The following is a 23,355-nucleotide window of genomic DNA, read 5'->3' as shown; positions in this document are numbered from 1 at the left end:
TGAGGTCTTACAGCATTCGCAGGTAGGCACAGAAGGCGTTAAGGATCGTCTGGCACTGAGCCTCGTTGTCCTGGGCCAGGCGCTCGGGGGCGTAGAGGCCACCGAGCCTGACCGGCGCCTAGCGATACGCTGCGACAGCGGCGAAGAAGACGGTCAGGACAGTGAGCACCACCCCGCCGCCGAACAGTGCGGCGGCGGCCACGGGCTTGCCGGACGCCCGGGAGAGAACCCCCGCGACCAGCCCGATGTTGAGCGCCCCGGATAGAGCGAGCAGGAGAACCAGAACTGCAATCGTCGTCATGGTCGCAAAGCTGCCCGCCCACCCATGCGCCCTGGGAGTGTTCAGTGGTCAGCGCAGGTCCCGGTGGATGCTCGCCGCACCCGCTCACCCATAAGGTGGGCAGGTGACCCAGCCCGACTACTACGAGTTGATGGCCCGGCTCGACCGTGCGCGTAAGGACCTCGGAGGCCTGGCCTCGACACGAAGCCTGGGCAGGAAGCTGGGGTTCTCCCCCACCACCGTAACTAAGTGGCTCGCCGGCAAGGCGTTCCCGCAGCGCGTTGATCCCCTGGTTGCCCTGGTCGCGGCGATCCACGACGCCGCACAGCGGAACAGCCGCCTCACACCGGAGTTGGATGCCCTGACCACTAGGCGCCGGTGGGATGTCGCCTACCTAGCCGAAACCAGGGCTCGGGCCACCGACACCGCGGACGCCGTCGCCCGTGGGGCTGCGCGGCAGACATTGGCCGCGACCCGGCCCGGCCTCCCTGTCGACCAGTGCGATCCGCTCCGGCTCGGCGTGAAACCGGCGATCGATGGCGGCGCGGACGGCCCCGCCGGTCTTCCGCGCTACGTCCACCGCGCGCACGACGTCCCGCTACGTAAAGCCGTCGCCGACGGCCAGGTGATCACCCTGATCGGCGGGTCGTCCACCGGCAAGTCCCGATCGGCCTGGGAAGCGATCCAGACTTTGGACCCGAGCTGGCGGGTGTGGCGGCCCGGGGACTGGGGCGAGCTGGACCGGATCGAACCACACACCGTCGTCTGGCTGGACGAACCCCAAACCCAGCTGACGGAAGAGAACTCCCGGTACCTGGGCGCCGTGGTTTCGGACACGGCGCGGGAGCCGGTGACACTGATCGTGCAGATGTGGCACGAGGTCTGGCGCGCTCTCGACGACGGCGAGCACCCCGAGGCCGCACGGCTCCTACTCGCCGGGCAAGTCATCCCCATCCCGGCCGAGTTCAACCCGCTGGACCCAGCCGAGTGGGCAGCCGCCGCGGCCGCGGATCCCCGGCTGGCTCGCGCGGCTTACGAGGCCGGCATGGAGGTCACCCAGTACCTCGCCGGCGTGCCCGCCCTGATCGACGTGTACCAGCACGGCCAGCCGATGACCCGAGCGTTGATTACGGCGGCCGTCGACGCCCGCCGACTGGGGCTGCCCGCCCCGCTACCGTTGGATTTCCTCGCAGAAGCCGCCACCGGCTACCCCACCGATGCTGAATGGCAACAGGTCCACGACCAGGACTGGCTCCCAGCTGCGCTCGCCGAGGCCAGCGAACCGGTCCGAGGTCTTCCCGGCCCGCTGCGCCCGGATATCCCGCGCACCCGCACCCGCAGCGTGTCCACCGATGTCCGGCTCGCCCTCTACTTGGAGGAGTACGGCAGTATCCAGCGCCGCACGGAGATCCCGAAAGCGGCCTTCTGGGACGCGGCGCACCGTTTTGGCACCCCGGAGCAGCAGGCGACGCTGGCTACCCGCGCGGACGGCTACGGTCTCTACCGCATCGGCGCGAGCCTGCGGAAAGCAGCGCTGTCAGCCGGTCATCCCGCGGGCCCGGCGGCCCTGCTGGAACACGTGCCGGGCGCCGGTGACGACGTGATCGCATGGATCGTGGAACACACACCGGTCATCAACCTGCGTCAACTCGAGGACCTGGACCGCGAGCTGGCCCGGCGTGACGAACCGGAGGCACGCGCGGCCCTGCACCGGCGAGCCACGCAAACGGCTAACCTGGCTGACCCGGAGATCGTCCGCCTGGTCCGGTGGCTCGCCACCTCCGACGATGATGCTGCGACCGCGGACTTCCTCGCCCGCCGTCCCGCCCTCGCTATGCCGACGAACGTCAACATCCTGGGGCCCCTCGCCCAGGTAGATCATGCCGAGGCCGAGATCTTCGCTAAACGCATGCTCACCGAGAACTCGCGGCACCTCGCCTGGTTCGTGCACCCGATGGTCGCCGCCGGTTTCCGGCACACGATCCGCGCACATCTCCTCGCACTGCCTGCGGGCGAGGAGCCTGATGAGATCGTCCGGGTGCTGGAAGTCCTGCACGACAACAACTTCCCGGATGAAGTCCGCTACCTCCTCGAGCGGACCGATCCGGCCGACCTGTCCTTCGACCACCTCAGGGATGCCGCGCGGGTTCTGCGGATGCTGGCCGACCTCGCCATGACCGACCAACTCACCGCCGTCATCGCCATGGTCAACCAGGACAGCCGACTGCGCAGCTGGAGCCCCAACCGGGAGGCAATGCTGGCCAACCTTCCCCTGGATGTGAGCAGCCGGCTGCAACTCGATCCCGAGCCGCAGCCACCGGCCCCACGCCCAGCCCGGTCGTCGATCAACCTCAGCCCGTACACCAGAGCCGAGGACGTGGCCGAGGCCTTCGCGGCGGAACTGGGCAACCTGACACTCGCGGCCGCCGATAAGGCGGCACAGTCGGTGGATGTGGCCAACCTCGAACGCCTGCTTGCCCTTCTGTGGCATCTACGCGCCGGCGGTCACCATGACGCCCGCGACACCTTGGTGGAGCGGATCGAACTCAACTTGCTACCGAGCCGGACCGAGCACTTGTGCGCACTAGCCCGCGAACTGGGACCAAGCGCCGCGGCGAAAGCAGTAATGACCAAGGTCGTCGCCGAGTGCGATCCCTGGTACTCCAAGTCGATCCGGCGCGTCGTGCTATCCGCACTGGAGGCGATCGGCGCAACCGACCTTATTGCCCGACTGGCATGGCGGATCGCCGACGCAGGGAACTTCGCCGCCTGCACCACCCTGCTTCCGCACGTAGTACGCCAGTACCCGTACGGTCGCGATCCGAACCGAGAGCCTTCGTCCCACTGGTCCTGGAGCGACCTGGCCTAGCTCGATGTGAGAGATGAACTGCGGCTGACTCCCAGACGACTGCTCATGCTGGGTTGTGATTAACCAGGTGTATCGACCGCAGCCACCTTGACCTGCGGTTTCTAAAAGCTTAAAAGCACGAAAGCCTAATAGTGGACGTCGTGATCCGAATCGCACGTCCACGTCGTGTAATGCCGAGGGGGCGCCCACCGGCACGGTCTCTACTGATGGGAATGCCGGCGGGAGACGACGAAGCCACCTTCGCCGACGACGAGAAACTGATCAGTCCCCCTGCATGCCGCCTGGCGCCGGGGCAAGGCGGTCGAGTTGGAGGAACAACAGGACCGCAAGCTCGGCGCGCTTCTCGAGACCACCAAACTTGGCCTGATCGCTCGACAGCGGAAGCGTGATCTGATCCGAACGATTCGACTCTTCAACCTCTATGAGGCGGTCAAGACCGCCCTCGATGGCACAAGTCAGCCCTCCGGGGCCGCAACCGAATCGCTCAGCACACCGCAGTTCGACAAGATCGCGAGCCGGGCAGACTTCACCGCTGTCTTGAACCAACTGCGCCGCAAAGCCGGGCGGTGTCCAAGTAGCCGCTGACGGGCTGGTCCGTGTCATCGACTACGTCGCCGGATTCGAGGTGCCGCAGGCACCAAGCGTCGAGGTTCTCTGCCAGCTTCCGGCTCGTGGCCGTTTTCGGCTGCGCAGCACGTCCGCGCCGACCCCATTGGCGAGCGCGTCGGCCCACCGGCGCTAGGCCGACTGCTTGCTGATGCCGCCGGCGGCCGGACCGATCTCATCCCGAGTGGCGCCGCGGGTGCGTTCGACGACGACGCCGCTACCGACTCGTAGACGCGGTGTCGCCAAGCCGGGCGTCGATCGCGAAGCGACGCCCCGGCGCTTTGTCCTTATCCAAGCTGCGCATAGTTCTGGTGCGACCGTGGTTGTCTGGCCAGACCCGAAGGTGGGCGGACCGCGTCGATCTTCTTGAGGCCGTCGCCTCCTAGGGCGTCGACGATGTGCCGGACCGTCTTCAAGTAGGCGCGGTACTTCAGGTAGCTGAAGGTCGGCACGGTCAGACCCGGCAGTGCGGATGCTACGCCGGTCAAAATGTTCACGAGCATGCTTGCAGGACCCTCCAGGGGATGGTCCTGGTGCTCATCTCCAAGCGGCTACGGCCGGCGCTCTCCTGTGATGACTGGGGCGCTCAGACGCCTACGGCCCACGACGGGCCTGATGTAGCTCGAGCAAACGGTATTGGGTTGTACGCGCCAGCATACCCGGTCCGACGCCGTCGTCACGGGCGTGCAGTCCACTGTGCGTCCGGCACGATGATCGTCTGGCGGGCGTAGCCGCGTTGAACGGCTTCGTCGTAGTGATGCAGCCAGTCTTCGGATGGAGTGGGGGGCGGGAAATCCAGCGCCTCGGCCATGCCCATGAGCACCCCGAGCCGGATGCGTCCCGTTCCGTGCTTGCAGCTCGCGAACATGAAGTCCTTCGAACCACGGCCGCCGTCCCAAGCCCAATGGACGATGGCCGCCGCATCTCGGCCTGGGACCGATTCGCCCAGCCAGACGTAGCGGACCCCCGTCCGTGGGTCTCCTCGCCGAAACACCCGACCGAGCAGACATCCCTTCGCCGGGCACCGGACCACGAACGCCGTCACCTTCTTCTGCGTTACCGGGTGAAGATCGAAGAACCACTTCGCGAGCCGTTCGGACTCCTCACGCCACTTGCGACGATTCTCCAGCGTGCGGATCGGCTGGCCGTTGCCGTCGCGAGCGTTGACCGGATCAGCTTCTTCGCGCCTTAGAAACTCGCGCGTGCTCGCTCCATCGGCCTCTTGCCTAAACCTGAGCCGCTCGCGGCGCGGACCTCTGCCCATGCGAGACAGCATGCCTCGCCAGAGCCCTGAGAGGCACGTCCTGAGCGCCCGCCTCATCCTGCCCAGACATCGTCCGTACCGCAGGCAGACTCGACCCGAAATCGGCACGGTTGTGAAAACGGAGACGAAACGGAGCCCAATGACGCCGAGGAAAATATGAACAACGCTCACATAACGCGGCGAATCAGCAGGTTAACGATCATGTTGATCTTGAGCCGCCAAGGGGGCTCGAACCCCTGACCTTCTGTTTACAAGTCCCCTCCACCGCACGGTCAGCCAGTGACGCAAAGGGGCGAGTTTCGGCCATCTGTGCAGGTCAGCGCAGGTCTTGCCTTCCATCCAAGTGCCAGGCTGTATCGGGCCGTGTAGGGCTCTACTTCGGCAACGGAGCCCAATCGGAGACGGCGCAGGCGCGGCCTCGCCGCTCTACAGCGGCTCCCTGCCATCAACGAGTCCCGGTTACCCGACAGGGTCACTAGGTGACGCTGGAGCACTGGCCGACGGTGGCGAAAATGGGATCACAAGAAATGCCTCAGCAACGTCCTCTGAACAGGTAGACAACCAGAGGCGCTGCCCAGGCCGCGCGCCCGCCTGTCAGCGCTCGCGTTGGAGCGCCTCTGGCAGCCCGTATGCCCCGACATCGGCCAGCTTGTCCACGACGTTGAGACATCTATCGCGCATCGCCGCGTCGCCTTGTCGATAGAGCCGGAGCACGACGGTGACAATGTCACGGCTGATAGCCGCGGTAGCCCTGCTTAGATCACCGAGTTCAACACCAGCGTGTTCGACGGCGCGCTCGCAAGCGATGATCGTGATGGAGGGCAGAAGTCTCAGGCTTTGCTTGAGCGCGTGGAAGAGGTCACCGCAGTTGTCTGGGAAGGCTCGGCTGGTCGCATACGCCACCACGACGCGTTCACTGATCGAGGCAGAGGCTGGTTCGTGGAGGACTCGGATCGCCGCAGAGGCGGCTTTGCGGACATCTGGGTCGCCGTCGTCAAATAGCCTGACGAGCTCGGTGGCAGCAAGGTGCGGTGCAGTGGCCATGGTTTGCGCGGCCCCCTGCCGCGCCAGGATCGGCAAGTCGGTGACGTCGGAGGGGCATGCCTCCGGTAGCCGGTCGTTCAATAAGGCGTTGGCCCAGATGTGGCCAGCCCTCACCGCGATGGGGCTGTCTGTTTTGAGCGCACGATTGAGGTGCCGTGCGAAACGCGGACCTGCATCGAAGATGGCCTGCAACAGCAGCTCGTTAGCGGGGTTTGAATAGTGTATCTCGATCGCACTTGTGGAGAACAGGGCGTCAGCGATATCGAGGGCCTGCTCCAAGTGGCTTGCGAATAGCGCCAAACTAGGACGAGCGGCCTCTGCGCGTACAGACAGGATTGGATCCTGCGCGAGTTCCGCCACAACTGGGAGCAGCCGAGGTCCGTACGTCGCCTCGGCGGCGAGAATCTGACCGATAGTCGCAGCGGCAACTCCACGCGTCGAGTTCATCCCTTCCGTTGCCAGCTCGAAGTCGTCATCGGGTCGTCCTCCCGCGCGTTCCACCGCAGGATCAGCTGCTCGAGCGTAGTGCTCGACCAGGTCGATCAGTGCGTCCGTAGCTTCCTCAGCGGAGTTCGCAATTGCGCGGCACACGGCTTGGCCAGCCGCTTCTCCTACGATATGCCTTGCGTGTTCGCACAGTTCAGTCAGCTCTGCGGTGGTGATCTTGCCAGCGACTGCGTTGACGACTTCGATGATGTTGTATGTCGGAATTTGTTCGTCAAAGGTCAAGGCGAGTTCGGTGAAGCGTTGCGGTTCGATCGTGGCACGGCGACCGAGCAGTTGGGCGAGTTCTCGCGAGCCTCCGACCGCAAAGTTCCGACGAGCGAGTTCCTCCCTCGAACTGTACTTGGCGATAGCTCGCAACCAGTCTTCGTTGGTCATGTGTTCGCCTGCCTTTTCGGGCACCGGCGGGCCAACGAAGTGAGCTTCAACAGGCTCGGGCGGCCGGATCACGGCGCGAGTGAACTTGCGCTCGAGTTCACCTAGCCTGCGTCTGACAGCAGGTGACAGCCGGCTCTCAGACAACGCCGACATCAGCACGTACTGGGTGTACCCCCAGGCTCCATTTCTACCGGGTTTCTTCTCCCAGGCGGGGTAGTAGGCAAGGAGCTTCGTGCCTAGAGCCTCGAGTTGGGCATCGCCGCAATGCGGTGTGGCCGCCTCGATGAGTAGCCGTGATGCCCAGACGTTGCTGCCATGCCAGCCTAGTTTCAGGTTTCGGTCATCCGATCGCAGCCAGTCGATCGCCTCGTCCGCTGCTTGCTCGGCGATGACTGCGTAGGCACGGCACGCGAGAAATCGCGCGACCTCGTGATCACTGCTGCGCAAAGTGGGGATAATGGAGCTCGAGCTGCTCCAAAGGTCATGTGCAGTCGCGCGTAGGGCGATATCGATGCCGTCTAAGACTGCGTCGGTGACTTGATGAGATCGGTAGAACCTGTACGCCCAAGGACCGCCGGCCTTTCGCTCGCCATCGGCGTCCGTGGCAGTGTCGTCCAATACAGTAAGTACGAAGGGGAGCACGTGCTCCAGGTACTGCTGAGGCGCTGCTGTGGCGATCTCGACGATCGTCTTGTCGCCACCGGCACCTCTTGCCTGGTCGATGTAGTCCGGAAACGGGTTGGCGACGTCGTCGGCCTGTGCTCGTTCTCTGGCGCGGTTTAAGTACGCACCGACAACCCGCGCCGCTCCTGCGGGGTCTTCGTCATGCAGGCCGGCAATGATCGACCAGAAGTTGCTGTTGACCGCGATCGGCCCTCGAGCTCCGTCCAACAAGCCGCGGCGGAGCAGCTCAACGGTCAGGTCGACCAGGCCTGGCGACAGAAACCACTCGACCATGGACCGCAGTCGAAGCGTCCACTCGTCACAGCTGCCGATGAACGGCTTGACCAGTTCAGCGACGCGTTTCCCACGCTCCCTGGCCGCCCTGATCAGCACGTTGGCCGTGGGTGTAGCCATCGCAGTCTCCGTGAGCAGCGGCTCCCAACGACCGGCCGAGTCGGCAGCATCGAACCAAGCGGGCTCCATCAGCAGAGCGAGGAGCCGCCCACTACGACGTGAGCCGCTGAATGCGAACGGTTCGATCGCCAGCCAGTCGTCTGCCGCGGCCGGCAGGGAACTGAGGACCCCGATCACGACGTCGAGAAGGTTCGAACGAATCGCGTCGCTGGTCAAGAGCCGGACCGCGTCTGTCCGGAACCGCCGTCGATTGACCCCGATGAGGTGTTCGAGGACCTGGCGCAGCTGGGCGCGCCGGAACAGTTGCTGACCCGAGTTCACCACGAAGTCGTGCAGATCTTGTCCCTGGGCGACGAATTCTTGTGCGAACAAGAAGTCGAAGTAGGTCTCATGAAAGAACTGGACGGTGTCGCCGTCATCGCGGAAGATCCCCGCCGAAGCCAGTGCTGGCCGTGCGCGTGGCGGAAGCCGATCGAGGAGCGCAGCTGGTGCATGCAGGGTCTCGTGTTCGCTCATGTAGGTCACGAGAGGGGCGATCGCCCCGTGCCAGCCAGCCGCCCCAAGGTCGCCTTCGACCAGCGAACGGAGCTGGCCGGTGAACTGTCGATACAGGTCCGGAAGTGTCCGGTACGGTAGCTCACGAGACTTGGCTTCCAGCCGGAAGAAAACCGCCAGGTGCAGAGGGACGCGCAACAAGTCGAACGTATCGGCCGCTAGTGAGGTCGCGTCGACGTTAAACTCAGCGAGAGCAGCACGTACCGCCGTGGCATCAAGGTCCCCGACCTCGAGCTGCTCGACCTTGTCCTCGTCGAGTAGCAGAAACCTCATTCTCGGATCATCCAAAAGATCAGCTGTGCGCACGACGAGGACGACCTTCATTCGGCCGTGCCTACTCGCCTGTTCGACCGCCTCGGCGACGGCGTGGTAGCTGTCGGGGATGCGGCCGCTGTACGTACTCACCGCATCGAGCTGATCAATGACGAGAACGGCCGGTCCACCGCCGGCTGCCGCAGCCAGGACGTCCACAGGGGATGACCGCAGGTCTGCTGCCTTCCCTAATGCCGCGGCGTTTCGGCAGACACTGTCGATCGCGTCCATGCGCACTACCGCGGCCGTCCAGCCGGCCTCGGTCAGCTGTTTCACAGCCTCGGCCGCGACCGTGCTCTTGCCTGAACCGGCACGACCGTGCATCACAACAACTGGACGGCCATCATCTGCAGTCAACCGGTCGGCCAGAAGTGACGCTCCAGGATGAGCAGCCATGACCGGCGGCCGCGTGATCCGGTTCCGCCGGTAGTTCCTGTCCACGGTATCGCTGATCGCCTCATCGTCCCGTGCTGCCGGGACGACACCGTTACCCTCGGGGTGAATAACCACGTAGGTGTTGTTTTGCGTGTTGTGATCGCCAACCTGCACGCCTTCGCTTTGGCTGACGTCGACACGCCGCGCCAGCTCCGACGGGGTCGGACCGCGGTCCTGTCGATCTCGGGAGAACACTGTTAACTACCGGTCGAAGTGGTTGGTCTGTGTGTTGTGGTCACCGATCTGGACCCCACGACCGTCTCGAACTTCGACCGTATACTTTCCGGCCACCTTGGTTGCTGGTCGCGTTGCAGCCCCACCCTCGGTTCTGTGTTCGCGCTGCATCTGGCGTAGCGAGACAATCAGCGTGATTGCCCCGAGAATCAGTCCTGCGATGCCTGCAACCCAGCTCAGTGCTTCGACCACCGGCCGATATGGATGGTTTTCCTCCCACAGCCAGTTCAATGCGCCAAGCTGCCACGCTCCCCAGAGCACCAGGCCGACAGCAGCCATGCCTCCGAGCCACCAGAAGCGGCGTCCAAGCCTGCCCATACGACCTCCCCAGCCGACGCTTCGCCAGCGACTTCGTCCTAGATTAATCGTTGGCTGCACGAAGATCGCTACGGCGCTACCAGACGTGTAGATCGAGCCTCAGATGTCTCCGACAGCACAGTTCGGCGGATTCTGGCGCTAGCCAACCGCCGGAGAACGCGATGTGATGGTCCTGAATAGCTCAAGCGGTGCCTGACACTCCGATGCGAGTGCAAGTTCGTCTACCTGGGTTTCGGTGTGAATGAGTTCGATGGCGCGAGGCAACAGAGACGGCCGCTCCAGTAAGGGCATCGGGCCAGGCTCGCGGCGCCGCCATCCTTTGGAAGATACCGTGACCATCGCGTTGCGATAGGTGACGTCGCTCATGACACCGAGCGTTCGCGCCCGGAACAAGAGGGCTTGCAGGCTGACGTTCCAGTGCTGCTTGAGCTGGCCGAGTCGCCGCCAGTCCGCCCTGCTTGGCAGCTGTTCGGCGATCTCATCTGCCGGCATCAACAACTCCGCGGCAAACCGGTGCGCTTGATCCTCGACGATCCGGCCCCCTGGTTCGGCATCCACATGCATCACCAAGTGCCCGAGCTCGTGTGCCACGTCGAAGCGTTGGCGGTAGTAGTCGTCCTTCAATGGATTGAGCAGGATAATTGGCCACTCGGGCGTGTCGAAGGAGTACGCGTCGACCGTCGCGTTGTCCAGGGGACTGAACACGACAAGGCTGCCGTGACTCTCCGCCAGCCTGACAAGATGTCCAACTGGCCCTGACGGCATTTCCCATTGCTTCCGCAGCAGTAACGCCGCCTCCTGCGGAGCGCGGCCACCGGTTTCTTCGGTTGATACCGGGTAGCTGGGCAGGTCACGTTTCGGGAACTCGACATGTCGCTCGATCGTGGTCGCGATGTCAACGGCGAGGCATCCGTAGGAGTAGGCCTGATCACGCGAGATCTGACTGGTCGATCTCAATGACCGGAAATGCGGGGCAGTGGCGGCGACCGGGAACGACTGCTTCCGGGCCAGAAAGAATCCCGGCGCGACCTCCAATGCCATCGCCAGGGCGCCTACCGTGGCCGGGGCCGGTCTCTTCGTCCCGCTCTCGTATGCCGCGACCGCTGTAGGCGTTTTCTGGATCAACGCCGCCAGAGCGTTCTTCCGCAAGCCCGCCAGTTGTCGAGCCAGGGTCAGGCGACCGCCGTCGAAGAAGGCGGCGATATCGCCCAGCCGTTCAGTCATGCGTCACCAATAGCACGCGGTCCGCCATCACCGCGCGCCGACCTCCGGACTCGCACGTCCGCGTCAGCGGCATCTCCGGACGGCGGGAGAATCGGGTCGACCGGCTGCGGCCGCGTCCCACTCTTCTGGGGCCCAGGCGGCAGATCCAGCAGATTCTCCCGCCACACCCAGGCATCGCCATGGTCAGAGTTCCACCGGATGCGACCGAAGAACAGCTCGAAGTCGACGGTCACCGGGTCCATCGCATGCGCGAGAACCAAGGTCTTCCGGAGATCACGCTCGTGGTCCGGAAGCCCCTCCAACGGCGGCAAGCCGGGAATCGCCGTGACCGGGAACAGGCCACCGTCGTCCTCGGAGTGAGGCTGCCGCGCGACTGTCTGCTTCGTATCGCTCTTCTCCGGCCAGCGAATCTTCCTGACCTGCCCGAATTTGTACGAGGCCAGCAGCCATCGCCAGCCATCGACCACCCAGCCAGGAGATCCGTTGAGGTCATATCGGACCACGGTGCCCGCAGGCAGCAACGGTATCGACTGGAAGTCCCGCCCGGCGATGCCATCCGCCAGCACGTCGCGCCCCACCGATTCCTCACCCGGCTGTGCCGCGAAGTCTCCGCACTGGAAGACCCGGTCGAGACGATCCAGCAGGTAGATGTAGGCGTTGTAGCCGATCCAGGACTGCTTGTGGCCACCTGCAGGGTTGTAGTCCTGGCGCACCTGCCGGTAGGCCGACCTGTGCGCCCAGGCGATGCCGTCCAGCACGCCAGAGCCACGCAACATCCCCAAAACCCTCGCCTGCTCAGTCACGAGTCCGAACTCTACCCCAATGCAGTATCGAGTGCGAAGAAATGAACCGCGTATGCCTCTGGGCTCGCCCCCTGCCGACGAACGCCGCTACCCGAACGCGCTGCAGAAATACGACGTCAAGTTCGCCCTATCGCCGACCCTGCCCTCACCTCGCCTCGCAAACGGTGGCGACATTACCGATGACAGCTCCCAGCCGCTGCAACACAAGAACTCGCCGTTGCGGCACTGCCGTTAGTTCAGAGTTCGTACCTGCCGCGCTCTGACCGTCGCCGTCACCGCGGCTTCCCTCTCTTCCCCTTCTGGACCGCTCTGAACAGCGGGCATCGACCGTCCCGCAGCCCAGCGACACCCGGTTAACGAGCTCGGCGGCAACGCACCGAACGGCTCACGGCAGCTCAAACCAACGGAGGAGATCAAGGCCAGACTCTCACCCACAGCGACCGGCGCAACGCCACCATCGCGCACTTGTCACGACATGGGATCCCCCGTCGGCAAGCAGCGAACGCACGCATCGACCTGCCCCGCCGCGTGCCGTTTTGACAGCAACTTGATCACATGGGTACCGTGAGTTCGGCGCACAGGCGCCTCGGTTGGCCCCACCCCGGCAGTGGAGTCATAAGACGAAATGGGCTGCGTGCCTGCCTGTGAGAGTGTTGACCACCACGGTGCCCACAGCTACCTAGTGCGTACGGCCGGGCGAGCGCCACGAGGATAGTTGTGTCGAAGAACCGCAGCCAGCTCGTCCGTGACCGTATGCGTTTCACCAACGAGCCGTATACTCGAGCGCTGGACGAAATCCGTAAACTCAACCACACAGAATCATTGATTCCCGACGCGAGCCCCGATCAGGCGGAGTTCGAAGCCTCGATCCTCGACAAGATCGGCCACGGCTCCCCAGCGCAATCCTCGGGGTCCTCGTCGCAGCATCCGTTCGGCATCGCCGACTGCACTCCTCGAAAAAACGAGCTGCTACTAACTCTCGCCCCTTCTCAGGACTGCCTCAAGGATTTCGCAGGCCACGTCGCACCCTTTGCACACGTGGACACGGGCCTGAACGGCGTGGCGGGCCTACGCCTAGGTTTCACACACCACGGCGATGCCGTACTTCACCGCCTGCACCACCCGGGAAAGGTGATCTTGCGCGGGGTATCACGTGCCGCCTGGAATTCCGCCTTGTATGCGGCGTATGAAGATCCCAACTTCGTCGACAGGGCCTATCAGGGCGATGCCGCAACTCTGCACAGCGAAGAACGATACTCCTTCTTTGGCTACCCACTCGCCCACCGTAGTGAACACGGCGAACTCGCGGTCCGCCTCCTCAGCAGGCTCCTCCGCAGAGCACACGCGTTCCGCACACGAACTCAGCTCAGGTTCACCGACCTCTGGTTCAACTTAGTCGACGCCGGGGCTGTGATCACAGTCGAGTGGGCCGGCGACCTGGACCACGCCACCCTGATCGCCCGGCTCCTGGACCGGCGATTCGGGCTACCAATGCGGCCTATTACGTTAACGCACTGCTATTGCGAACCATGCAGCACACATGTTTCTTCCGCCAGATTAGTCGACTGCACAATCGGCGCGACAGTCCTCAACTTACGGCGCAGCGACCTCTATAACGACGTCCTGCCACCGCGACGCACCGGTCGATGCGACAAAACCACTGCTCGCCACCGTGAAAAGAACGGGGAAAGCAGTGCCGATTGAAGCCCACGCAGCCCTGCTCTTTCTGCCCGCAACATGGTCGATCGCAACACTTCTGACAGTTGCGACCGCACTCCTCGCCCGCGATGCGAGCCAGCGAGCCGATGCACGAAAGGTACTGATCGTCCTGATCCGGTTTCGCCAAGAAGACCGGAGAAAATAGACCGGAGCGATTTCGCTGTCCACCAACTGCGAGAAGCCAGTTCAAATCCAGGATAGTGGAACACCGGAAGCCCCAGGACTGAATATAAATTCGCCGCAGTCAATCTGACTCCTTGAAAAACGGAAAATCGCCAATAACTCAGATCCGAGCACACTGTCATCGGCGTGCCAATGCACTGGTCGAACGTGCGCTGAGCGGCATGAGAGGATCCTGCGGTCAAGATGCGCCTCTTCGCCGCAATCGAGGTTACGTGCAACGTCACCATGCCGAATATTGACCGACATCTCGGTGGCGCCGCCGTCTGAGCCGTGCCCGATTGTTTCGCAGCGTGCAGCTCAATCTGTTCGGCTGGGCAGCGATCGCGTTGCTGGTTCTGGCCGGTGCCGGAATCGGGTACGGCGGCAGTCGGCTCATCGACTTTCCGCGCGGGCCTGGCATCGCCGGAGGCGCCTTGGCCGTACTGGCCAGCCTGCTCGTGCTCGATCGCCGACGTCACGCCCGACTCAGCGATCCTCGTGCACCCCATCGCTGACCTCGAAGTCGCCACCGCACATCGGCATGAGCGGACGCTGTCGACACGGCATGCACAGGCAGACTGAACATTGCGAGCAGTGGTCCGCCGACTCCGAGAGTGGCGCCCACAGGAGGCCAGGTTTCGAGCCCACGACGAAGGCAATCACTCACGACTGCCACTTGGCAGTCCGATTCTCACGCCAATTTTCCTGGAGCAGTCCTGGAGCAGTCCGTCGGTTACAACAGCGCCCAACGACACCGGACCGCATCGAACAGAGCACAACTGCACCAGCCGACCAGCGAGTTCTCGATAACCGCAGGTCAGCGCCTTGGCCGAACCTGACTGGCAGTGAGGGGGTCAGGGGTTCGAGTCCCCTTAGCTCCACAGTGACGAAACACCGCCCACCTGGCGCGTTAGCCGAGGTAAGGCGGTTTTTTCGTTCCGCCTCACTTTGAGAATTGGCGAGACGAACTTCAGTTACTGTTCAGTAGCTGGAGCAAGGCTGGAGCAGGCCATCCCACCCACGTCAACTGGGGTCACATCTTCTGCTCCAGCTGTGTAACCCGACTGGATAGTTCTCCTCGGGAGCGCCCGCAGTGTGCGGCTCCACCCCACGTCGATGAGCTGCAGATTCCCTCGGATTAAAAGTCCGCTCCGCCACTGTGCCAGACAGTGCCGCGAAGTGTCGGATTTTGATCATCCGTGCAGGTCAACACGGACATCGCCGCCGAAGCGGGTGCCAGGCCGTATCGGGCCGTACCGGGCTCTACGTCGGCAACGGAGCCCAATCGGAGACGGCGTGATCCCCCAACGTTCCACTTCTTCCATCACTAAAGTCGACTACCGAGGAGCTTCACCCGCTCACCCAATGCGTGAAGAACCGAGGCATCGTTCGCCGGGGTGGATTGAACAACGTTGCCGGCAGCGCTCGGAAGCCGATCCTCGTCAGCGGCAGACAGCGAGCGCGCCCGTTCACGGCATGTCCGTCCGTGTCGGTGCTCCCGTCTTGTGCTGCCTCGGACACGTTGTTCCCATCGAGGCCAATGCGTCTCGCGGTCTTGTATGCAGGCAATTGAGTGCCTTGCCGTGCCGGGTCGATCGGAGACTGGATGGCTCGCTTACACCTCGGGCGCTACAGCCTGCCGCCGAGAAGCCGCGCCAGCGAGGCATACCCAGGGATATTGGCAGCCATCGGACTACCAGCAAGCGTCAAGTGAGCGATCCGGACCTCGCCGTGGCTCCGCTTCACGGTCACGACCAGCGTGTCGAGATCCTCGCTCCGGCACCACATCGCCGCATCCCCGGCGCCCGCCAACGGCTGAGCCTGCCCCTCACCCAGACAGCCCTGCTCGGCAACGGCGAGTGCGCTCCCCGGCGCCGCCTCACCCTTGATGGCGGTCACCATCAAGCTACCGACGCCAGACCCGTCATCAACACGACTGAACTCGCAACCATAGGCAATGCTCCGCTGCCCCTCAACCGGCTTCTCCTCGACCGATCGGTAAGCAGCCTTCGACTCCAGGGCCCCTTGAAGCTCATCAGCGCCAAGGAACCCGCAAGCCGCAGAAACCACTTCCGGCGAAACCACAGGAGCCCAATTCGAAGAGGGAGCCGAGACCGGCCCGACCGGATTCGCCACCACGTGCCCAGATCCCATCGAGCACCCGCAGCACACGGCCACCGTCAATAGCCAGGCCTTACGCACTTGTTTCGAGAACAAGCTCACCACCGAACGATCGTAAGATTACACGAAACCCGTTTTCCAATACGAAATCCAGACCAGTGATCACATTAGCGTCATCCCGACTAATTGCAACACGTTCCACCAGATAGCCGACCGATGAAACGGGCAGGGAAGAATGGGATTCCACATACTCTCCGACAGGCCATAAATAATCCGGAATCTCTTCTTCGCCCACTTCGTCAACAACAAGCGACCAGTCGGTCCAAACTGTGGCAATAACCGATGTCGACGCCGTGAAAACAACCCTCACAGCAGCGAGCGACCCGTCCTCATGTCTGACGCAACGAACCGAGCGAACTCGTCGACCATCCAGTTCCAAAAGTTTCGATTCATGCACAATGAAAGCCATTTCATCTCCCAGCCTAAAACCTGACCGGCGTAGCCTGTTCGAACCACCCATTCGGCTTACTCAATGGAAACATTGAGATAAATCCTCCATCCGGCTTTAGCACCAAGAGATCATTTCCTTGCTTATAAAACCACGCTCCATCCGTACCGCCACCCTTTGGATTCCAAGCCCCCCTTCTAACTTCATCAGCCGTGCCGCGAACTTCGAAACTGCCCTTCCTGCTGCCGACCCCCTGCCGATTCCGATCACCAGTACGATCCACAAGCGCCCGCGCGTGGCCTGGGAGCGAGGGCGCGTACGCGCCGTGAAAAGTCAGGTTGTCCATGACGATCATGTCGCCCCAGTCGGCAGCGTGCAGGTTACGTCGGCACGGTTCAGGAACAAGAACGAGGCCAAGATGTCGGCTCGTCGTCATCGCGAGCATGACCTCGGCTCCCTACAGTCGAGCGGGAGAGGCTGTCGCCAGCTTGCCCGCGGACAGACCTTTCGTTGTCACGCACGGCACGATCCCCAGCAATACTCCCCGAGCCGAGCTTGAGCAGCCCGCCGCCCGAGCCCGTGGAGTCCCGCACTCTGCGCCCCATCCCGCCAACACGTCGGGCGCACCACCACGCCAACCCTGCACGGTCACCCATTTCGACGAAGTTATGACTATATCCAGTACGCCATCACAATACTATTTTCTGCGGATCGAAACGCTTTGGATCCCATACGACACCGTTACCATCAACTACCCACATAGGAGTCTCAGCGTTCCGCGCCACGGCCTCGAGCAAACGAACAACCAAATCTGTCCATCTGCACTCAAATGAACATGCAAAAACTTTAGTCATGTCAGGTATGCAAACACCGTCGGCGGCCTCAAAAGGACCTTCAGTCACCTCCCATTCCGTGCCAGCAGGAATTCCTTCGAACACTGTAAAGAAACGTCCACACTCGTCCTTCAACTGGACCACGGATTCACCCGGCCCGTCAGACGCAGTTGCCGCACCCATCTCGACGAGCACACTTTCCACATGCCGAAAAAAGTCGCCATCAAGAGAGATTATAAAGCCACCTTTCACCCAAACTCCCTCACATAAGCAATCAAATCGTCCGTCGTTCTAAAAATGGGCGTTCCCTGCAGGGCAGCATTTTTCCAAGCAGCATCGGATATTCCCGGCGCAAAGCCAACCGTCATTCTGCCCGTAGTATTCTGCGTCTTGGCGATCTGCCCAGTCAGCCCGTTGGCTGCACCACCTTTGACTTGTACATAGATTTTGCCGAGATCTATATCGATCTCGCGCGTCAAGCCATTCGACATAGGTCGATGCACGTTAACATCAACCACCCTACCAGGCATCGCCGCCTCGACCGCGTTCGCCACGTCTGCCACGTGGGGGTCGGATGAACTGAAGGTCCTTGACGGAGTTCCCCGCGGTCCAGCACTTGCACCGCCAGACAACCCAGCGCCCACCATTCCGACCAGCGCCGCGAGCGCCTCGGCTCCGAGCTGCTGAACCCCTGCCGCCAGCTTGCATTCGGCATAGTTTTCAATGCAGTAAGTAGCCGCAATAACCCGCGCGCCTTCAAGGTCATTCTCCGTTTCGGGCGCTTGCAGGTATTTCCAGGCTTTGTCGCAGCCCATTTGTCCGAAGCACGCACTGACACCCGGTTCAACATTGATAGGGTGATTCCAGTAATCAGACGAAGCACGCGGATTGAAGATGATCTTTTCAAATTCAACCATCATGTGGTTACGATTTTTCGCACTGGGAGAGTTGCCGTTGACCCACCTCCTACGATCCGCCTGCTTCGACGCGGCTTGGCCTCGCTTGGCACCCTTTTGCGTTAGTTGTTCGTCGCTGTACTCCCCGAGGATGTCCGCGCCGTAGGAGCCGTCCGAGAGTTTGGCTCCGGGGTCGATTCCGCAGTCGCCGCGCCAGCCGACGCAATAGCCGGGTGAGTCCTCGTGGGCGAGGCCGGAAGGGTCACTGAAGGCGATGGGATTGTTGATGGAGTAGCTGTAGCCGTTGATCTGCTGCGGGCTGCTCGGATCCATGATCGGGTCTAGGGAGATGAACCGGCCAAGGTCCGCGTCGTAGCTACGAGCCCCGAGAGTGGTCAACCCAGTCGAGGCATCGATCATGCCCCCGACGAAGCCACGTTCACCCGGCATACCGGCGCTCGGGCCGCGCTCGGCTCCGAACGGGGTTTGACGGCGCTGCTTGACCGTGAGGTCGCTGGCGTTGATCGCGACCTGGATGGTGCCCTGGTGGTCTCCTGCGAGCCAGGTCAGGGCACCGCTCTTGCGCATCGCGATGGTCGCGCCACCGTGGGTGTAGTACCTAGTGGTGGTTGCGGTGCCGCTCGTTTTGTCGAGCCGGACCTCCTGCGGCCCCAAATACAGGGTGGTGCCGGTGGGGTCGCGGCGGATGAGGCGGCTGCCGTCGGCGTCGTAGAGGAAGGTCGTGTCGGCGGTGCCGTCGGTGACCTTCTCGAGCCTGTTCTCGACGTTCCAGTCGAGTGCTTGCTGTCCGGACGTGCCGGGGCGAGCCTTGGTATTGCCCAGTTCGTCGTAGGTGTACTGGGCTGTCTTGGTACCTGCCGACCCCTCCGAGGTGACGGCATTCAGCAGGTGGGGCTTCGGCGTGCCGGGTGCGGCGTAGCTGTACTTGCGGGTGACGTCACCTCCAGCGAGGTGCTGGGTGTCGCCGGTGCGGTTTCCGGATTTGTCGTAGGCGTAGGACTGCCAGTATGGAGCAGGACCACCGAGGGCGTTGGCCGCTCGAGGAGCGCCGCAGTCGGTGTTGGCGGGTGTCCATGCTTCGGTGAGGCGTTGGAGGTAGTCGTAGCCGAAGCATTGCTTGTCCGCGGGTTGCCCGATCGGGGCGTTGGAGATCGCGGTGATGTTGCCTGCGGGGTTGTAGCTGTAGCGGGTGTCGGTCTGCATCGGCTGCGGGACTTCGGCGTCGACGATGGTGCGGTCGAGCCTGCGGGTGTTGGTGTCGTAGTAGTAGGAGAGCCAGGCCCGTTTTCCGTCAGTGGAGGTACTGCTCTCACCGCCGAGCTGGATCCGCTGAGGCTCGCCGTAGCGGGTGTAGTCGGTCGCGGAGACGTAGTCTTGATAGACGGGTCCGTCCCAGCTGCCTTCGGTAGTGAGCGGCTTCCCGAGGTCGTCATAGGTGTAGAGCATGCTTTCGGCCAGCAGGTCTCCGGCCTTCGGGATTCCGGTACCGCCGAGGCTTCCGTCGTCCTTGTACTGAAAGAACGACTGATAGGTGCCGGCCAGCTTCGGGCCCTCGCTCGGCGGGATGATGATGGACGTCGTCGTCGGCTGGTACAGCGGCCCGTAGACGTTGACCTTGTTGACGTAGGCGTTGCCGTCGACCCAGCGCGTGGACGACGCGAGCTGTCCGACGCCCTTGTACGCGGAGTCGTAGGCCCATTCGCTGAGTTTGGTTCCGGTGAGGTTGTCTTTGAAGACACCGGTCTTGCGCCCGAGTTTGTCGTAGCGGAACGCGAGTGTGACATTGCGTGCGTCGGTACTCGAAATCTGCTGGTTCAGCTTGTTGTAGACGTAGGTGGTGGCGCCGCGGTCGGGATCGTCGGTGCGGATCAGGGAGCCGTGGATGTCGTAGGTGTAGGACCAGCGGTTACCACTGGAGTCGGTGAGCGCGGCGAGTTTGTCCGAGTTGGTGTAGTCGTACTTGGTTTCGTCGTAGTTGTCGCCGGTCGGTTGAGCGCCATGGTACTGCCGGAGAGCGCGGGTTCGGCCGCGGGCGTCGGTGATCGTGGTGGTCGCGCTGCCGCCTTCCGGCGGTGTGACGCTGACCGAGTCACCGCCGTAGGTCGTGCTGGTACGCCAGTTTTTGTCGCCGCCTCGGTAAGTGGAGGCGATCGCACGGCCCGCGCCGTCGAACTCCGTGACGGTCAGACCGGGTACTTCGGTGTCGCTGGCCACCCAAAGAGAGGTGTCGACTGGTTGGTCGTTGTAGAACGGCTGTGTCGTCTTGTAGGCGCGCCCCTGCGAGTCGTAGCGCGTGTCGACCAGCAGCCTCCCCCCGCCAGGTGCCGGCGCCTGGACCTGCCGGGTCCGGTAGAGACCGTCGAGGATGGTGGTCGAGGTGACGTAGTTGCTGTTGGGGCCGAACCGCATCGAGGTGATCGAGCTCGGCGCGTTGTTCCGGACTTCGTAGGTGAAGCGCGCGCTGGGTTCGGTGGGATGGTCTGACCGAGGCCGGTTGGGCTGCCAGACTTCGGCTTTGCGGCCGAGCGCGTCGTAGCTGATCTCCATGACCCGGTTGTTGGGGTCGGTGATCGTCCGCGCAGATCCCCAGGCCGGCTCGTAGACGGTCGTCGTCTTGTGTCCCAGAGCGTTGGCGGTGACAAGCTGGGTTACCGGCCCGCTGGTGACCGGGGTGTAGGTGGAGGTGGCGGTGTTGCCGTCGGCGTCGGTGATTTCGATCGCGCGCCCATGGACATCGCGTTTGGTCTTCGCGACGGGACGGTAAACCGGCGTGAACCCGTTGTACCCGTCGACCTCTTCAGCCAGCGTGACGTCACCCACCGTGGGCGGGACGCCGGGTGCGAGCGTGTCGTAGGACGACCGGACGTCGGAGATGGTGTCCCGCGGATAGACCGGCAGGAACCCGCACACCGTCGAGAGGGTCTCGACCCGCGACGGGAAATTCAGCAGCCACCGGTCGGTGTTCTGGGCGTAGGTCGTGTTCGTGCAGCGCTCGTCCCCGGTGACGTTGAGGTCACCGAGGTCGTTGACCTTGGTCGGCAGGCCGTTGGGGTCGTAGTCCGTGGTGGTTTTGGTGGTTCGCCAGCCACCTGCGGCCAGGGCGGTGAAGGAGTGCTGCGTTCCGGTTCGGACGATGTAGGCCTTGTATACCCCGCGCGTCGCGGTCGGACCTTGCCAGCTGGGTTCGGTGATCGTTTTGCCGACGACAGCGCCGGCCTCGCCGTTCTTGGTGAGGCTTTCCAGCTCCAGTCCCTGAAGCCAGTCCTCGTCGACGTGGGATCCGCCTTCGCTGTCCGGGAGGCTGACGGGTCGTGTTCCGTTGTTGGGGAGCTTGTCCCCGTGCATGCCGCGGAAGTACCGGGTTTCGCTGTAGCTGGTCGGCCCGCTGGGGTTGTCGGGTTTACCGGTGCGGACGATAACCTTGCCGAAGCCGCGGAACTCGTTCCAGGTCTTGTCCTTTTCAGGCGCGAACTCGGAAGTGGTGTAGTGCCACGCCGCGCCCTCCGGGTACTCGTAGTTGGTGACCTGTTCGGAACTGGTGCTCATCCAATCGGACTGGACGACGGAACCGACGACGTACTTGTGGAAGTAGTCGGTGCGTTCGGCGAAATCCCGTTTGGTCCACGTCACTGGGAAACAGCGTTTGGTGTTGGTTTCCGGCTTGTCCGGCAAAGACGTGGCGGAGCAGTCGGCGGGTGCGTAGTTGACGGTGGTGACGCCACCGGCTTCGGAGACGATGGCGGAGAGCCGGTACCGGTTGAGATAGCCGACACCGTCGTCTTTCACGACCCGGTTCGGGAGTTTCTTGCCTTCGAACGTGACCTTAGGCAGCGTGATGGGCGTGCCGACGTGGCCGGTGTGTGTGATGGATTTGAGCCAGAGAGCGGCTTTGTTGCCGTCGTCGGGGTTCGGGAACTGCTGCTCGAGAGTCCAGCTGTCGACGTCGGTGTAGCCGGTGCCCGCGCGGACCTGGGTGGTGATCTTCGCGAGGCGTTTGGTCGACCAGAACGTGGGGCTGTAGTGGTCCTTGCACGTTGGTCCGTCACACCGGTCGGCCAGGGCGACATCGGGAAAGTTCTCGGGCTTGTCGAGCGTGCACAGGCTACCGGGGACACATCGCTCCTCGGTCACGAAGGTCACTTTCCCGGCAGCGGGAGCCGGGTCACCTTCACGCAGGCCGTACTGGATCTCCTTGAGCGTCCCACCACGGACGTAGGAGACCGCGGTGTCTTTGACGTTCTGCCCGTAGTTGTTGGTCTCGATGTCGTAGCTGTAGAGGATCAGGTTGCCGTGCCGGTCGACGACCTTGTCCAGGTTCCAGCGGTAGGCCTGGATACAGGCCGAGTTGTCGAACTTGTTGTCCACCGCATGGCAAGGTTCGCCGGCGTCGTCACCGTAGACGGGCACGGTCCAGGTCGACTTCGACGCCGGAGCGGACCCGAAGAAGTACTGAGTGCCGTCAACAGTGGTGATCTTCCAGTACTCGCCGTCACGAGCGCCGTTCGCGGCGCCGGTGAGGTGCTCGATACGGGAGCCGTTGTCGCTCTTCTGCCGCCACACCTTCTTGTCGGTGTCATGGATCAGCATGCCGCCGGACCCGTTGTAGACGGCGGTGGCGTTGTCACTCTTCCAGCAGAGGTCACCGACCTTCGGTGGGGTGGTTCCGCCTTCCTTGTCGTCCTGGCAACTGCCGTAGGTGCGTTCGATGAAACCCGGGTGCAGGTCCCAGCCGTCGCCGACCCACGACGCCTGGTTGTTTGTGGCGCTCGTACGTCCGTCAACCGTCGAGGAGTTATAGGACAACGCCAGGTTGGGCTGCAGATCACCGGGCGCGGGCGGCACACGCAGCGGGTAGGACCAAGTGAAGTCGCCGGTCTGTTTCGACACATCCCATGTCGCCGTTGGCGACAGGGACGTCGCGCTGCTGGTACCTCCTCCGTCAGGTGTGGTGGAACCGGTGGGCTGGTTCCCGGTGAGCGCTTTGAGGCTCGCTTCGTCGAGGTTTCGCCCCTGCATGGTCTGCTTTGTCACCGGAGTCGAGTTGACTGCCGGTGAGTCGACACTCCAGCCATTGGCCGCGTTCGCGACTTGCGAGGTGCTGACGCCGGTCACGACCAGCGAGCAGATCAACGCCACGGTAAGGGCTCTCGACGTGCGGCGTGTAGACGACTTCTGTCGCATCAGTTCTCCAGGCTGGACGCAGTGAGGCTCTGCCAGTGATCCAGGAGGGCCTCAAGTGGCTGTGGTCGATC

General features: G+C 63.1%; 15 protein-coding genes and 1 pseudogene. 4 read left to right on the top strand and 12 right to left on the bottom strand.

Annotated elements, in window-relative coordinates; all coding sequences use genetic code 11:
- Positions 1–13: 13 nt before the first annotated feature.
- Both P3102_RS07545 and P3102_RS07540 read right to left on the bottom strand, forming a co-directional pair.
- Positions 14–118, bottom strand: a pseudogene (locus P3102_RS07545) (pentapeptide repeat-containing protein); the annotation flags it as partial.
- A complete protein-coding gene (locus tag P3102_RS07540; protein ID WP_276367664.1) occupies positions 119–301 on the bottom strand; it encodes a hypothetical protein in 183 nt (60 codons plus the stop codon).
- Between the two features lie 103 nt (positions 302–404).
- Between P3102_RS07540 and P3102_RS07535 the strand changes: the two genes are divergently transcribed.
- The gene (locus P3102_RS07535) at positions 405–3,149 is read left to right on the top strand and encodes a hypothetical protein (RefSeq protein WP_276367662.1); all 2,745 of its coding nucleotides are present in this window, start codon (positions 405–407) and stop codon (positions 3,147–3,149) included.
- A 306-nt stretch (positions 3,150–3,455) separates the two neighbouring features.
- Positions 3,456–3,734, top strand: a complete 279-nt coding sequence (locus tag P3102_RS07530; protein ID WP_276367660.1) for a hypothetical protein — start codon at positions 3,456–3,458, stop codon at positions 3,732–3,734.
- A 308-nt stretch (positions 3,735–4,042) separates the two neighbouring features.
- On the opposite strand, the gene P3102_RS07525 is transcribed toward P3102_RS07530, so the two are convergent.
- The 6 genes from P3102_RS07525 to P3102_RS07500 form a co-directional block, all read right to left on the bottom strand.
- Positions 4,043–4,258, bottom strand: coding sequence for a hypothetical protein (locus tag P3102_RS07525; protein WP_276367658.1), 216 nt, complete (start codon positions 4,256–4,258; stop codon positions 4,043–4,045).
- 173 nt (positions 4,259–4,431) lie between these two features.
- Entirely contained in the window at positions 4,432–5,019 is a 588-nt protein-coding gene (locus P3102_RS07520; RefSeq protein WP_276367656.1) for a hypothetical protein, read from the bottom strand.
- A 594-nt stretch (positions 5,020–5,613) separates the two neighbouring features.
- A complete protein-coding gene (locus P3102_RS07515) occupies positions 5,614–9,438 on the bottom strand; it encodes a hypothetical protein (RefSeq protein WP_276367654.1) in 3,825 nt (1,274 codons plus the stop codon).
- Between the two features lie 87 nt (positions 9,439–9,525).
- Entirely contained in the window at positions 9,526–9,876 is a 351-nt protein-coding gene (locus P3102_RS07510; RefSeq protein WP_276367653.1) for an RIP homotypic interaction motif-containing protein, read from the bottom strand.
- Positions 9,877–10,014: 138 nt separating this feature from the next.
- Positions 10,015–11,100, bottom strand: coding sequence for an ImmA/IrrE family metallo-endopeptidase (locus P3102_RS07505; RefSeq protein ID WP_276367651.1), 1,086 nt, complete (start codon positions 11,098–11,100; stop codon positions 10,015–10,017).
- Complete coding sequence (locus P3102_RS07500; RefSeq protein WP_276367650.1) at positions 11,097–11,903, bottom strand: hypothetical protein; 807 nt, start codon at positions 11,901–11,903, stop codon at positions 11,097–11,099. Before P3102_RS07500 ends, P3102_RS07505 begins: the two co-directional genes overlap by 4 nt.
- Before the next feature lie 717 nt (positions 11,904–12,620).
- On the opposite strand from P3102_RS07500, the gene P3102_RS07495 reads away from it, so the two are divergent.
- Together P3102_RS07495 and P3102_RS07490 are read left to right on the top strand one after the other, a co-directional pair.
- Positions 12,621–13,607 (top strand): hypothetical protein, encoded by a 987-nt coding sequence (locus P3102_RS07495; protein ID WP_276367649.1) that lies wholly within the window; start codon positions 12,621–12,623, stop codon positions 13,605–13,607.
- Positions 13,608–14,095: 488 nt separating this feature from the next.
- A complete protein-coding gene (locus tag P3102_RS07490) occupies positions 14,096–14,299 on the top strand; it encodes a hypothetical protein (RefSeq protein ID WP_276367648.1) in 204 nt (67 codons plus the stop codon).
- Between the two features lie 1,114 nt (positions 14,300–15,413).
- Here the strand turns inward: P3102_RS07490 and P3102_RS07485 are convergent.
- From P3102_RS07485 to P3102_RS07470, 4 genes are all read right to left on the bottom strand, one after another.
- Positions 15,414–16,010 (bottom strand): hypothetical protein, encoded by a 597-nt coding sequence (locus P3102_RS07485; protein ID WP_276367646.1) that lies wholly within the window; start codon positions 16,008–16,010, stop codon positions 15,414–15,416.
- The gene (locus P3102_RS07480) at positions 15,979–16,374 is read right to left on the bottom strand and encodes a hypothetical protein (RefSeq protein ID WP_276367645.1); all 396 of its coding nucleotides are present in this window, start codon (positions 16,372–16,374) and stop codon (positions 15,979–15,981) included. The genes P3102_RS07485 and P3102_RS07480 overlap by 32 nt, the downstream gene beginning before the upstream one ends.
- A gap of 668 nt (positions 16,375–17,042) precedes the next feature.
- Positions 17,043–17,438, bottom strand: a complete 396-nt coding sequence (locus P3102_RS07475; protein ID WP_276367644.1) for a hypothetical protein — start codon at positions 17,436–17,438, stop codon at positions 17,043–17,045.
- Positions 17,435–23,284 carry an RHS repeat-associated core domain-containing protein gene (locus tag P3102_RS07470; RefSeq protein ID WP_276367642.1) on the bottom strand — a complete coding sequence of 1,950 codons (5,850 nt, stop codon included), beginning with the start codon at positions 23,282–23,284 and terminating at the stop codon, positions 17,435–17,437. The genes P3102_RS07475 and P3102_RS07470 overlap by 4 nt, the downstream gene beginning before the upstream one ends.
- Positions 23,285–23,355 lie beyond the last annotated feature (71 nt).

It is taken from the genome of Amycolatopsis sp. QT-25 (assembly GCF_029369745.1).
In the GTDB taxonomy this organism is placed as follows: Bacteria; Actinomycetota; Actinomycetes; order Mycobacteriales; family Pseudonocardiaceae; genus Amycolatopsis.
Note: the sequence above shows the minus strand (reverse complement) of the source record. Positions and strands in the feature narration are given on the sequence as shown.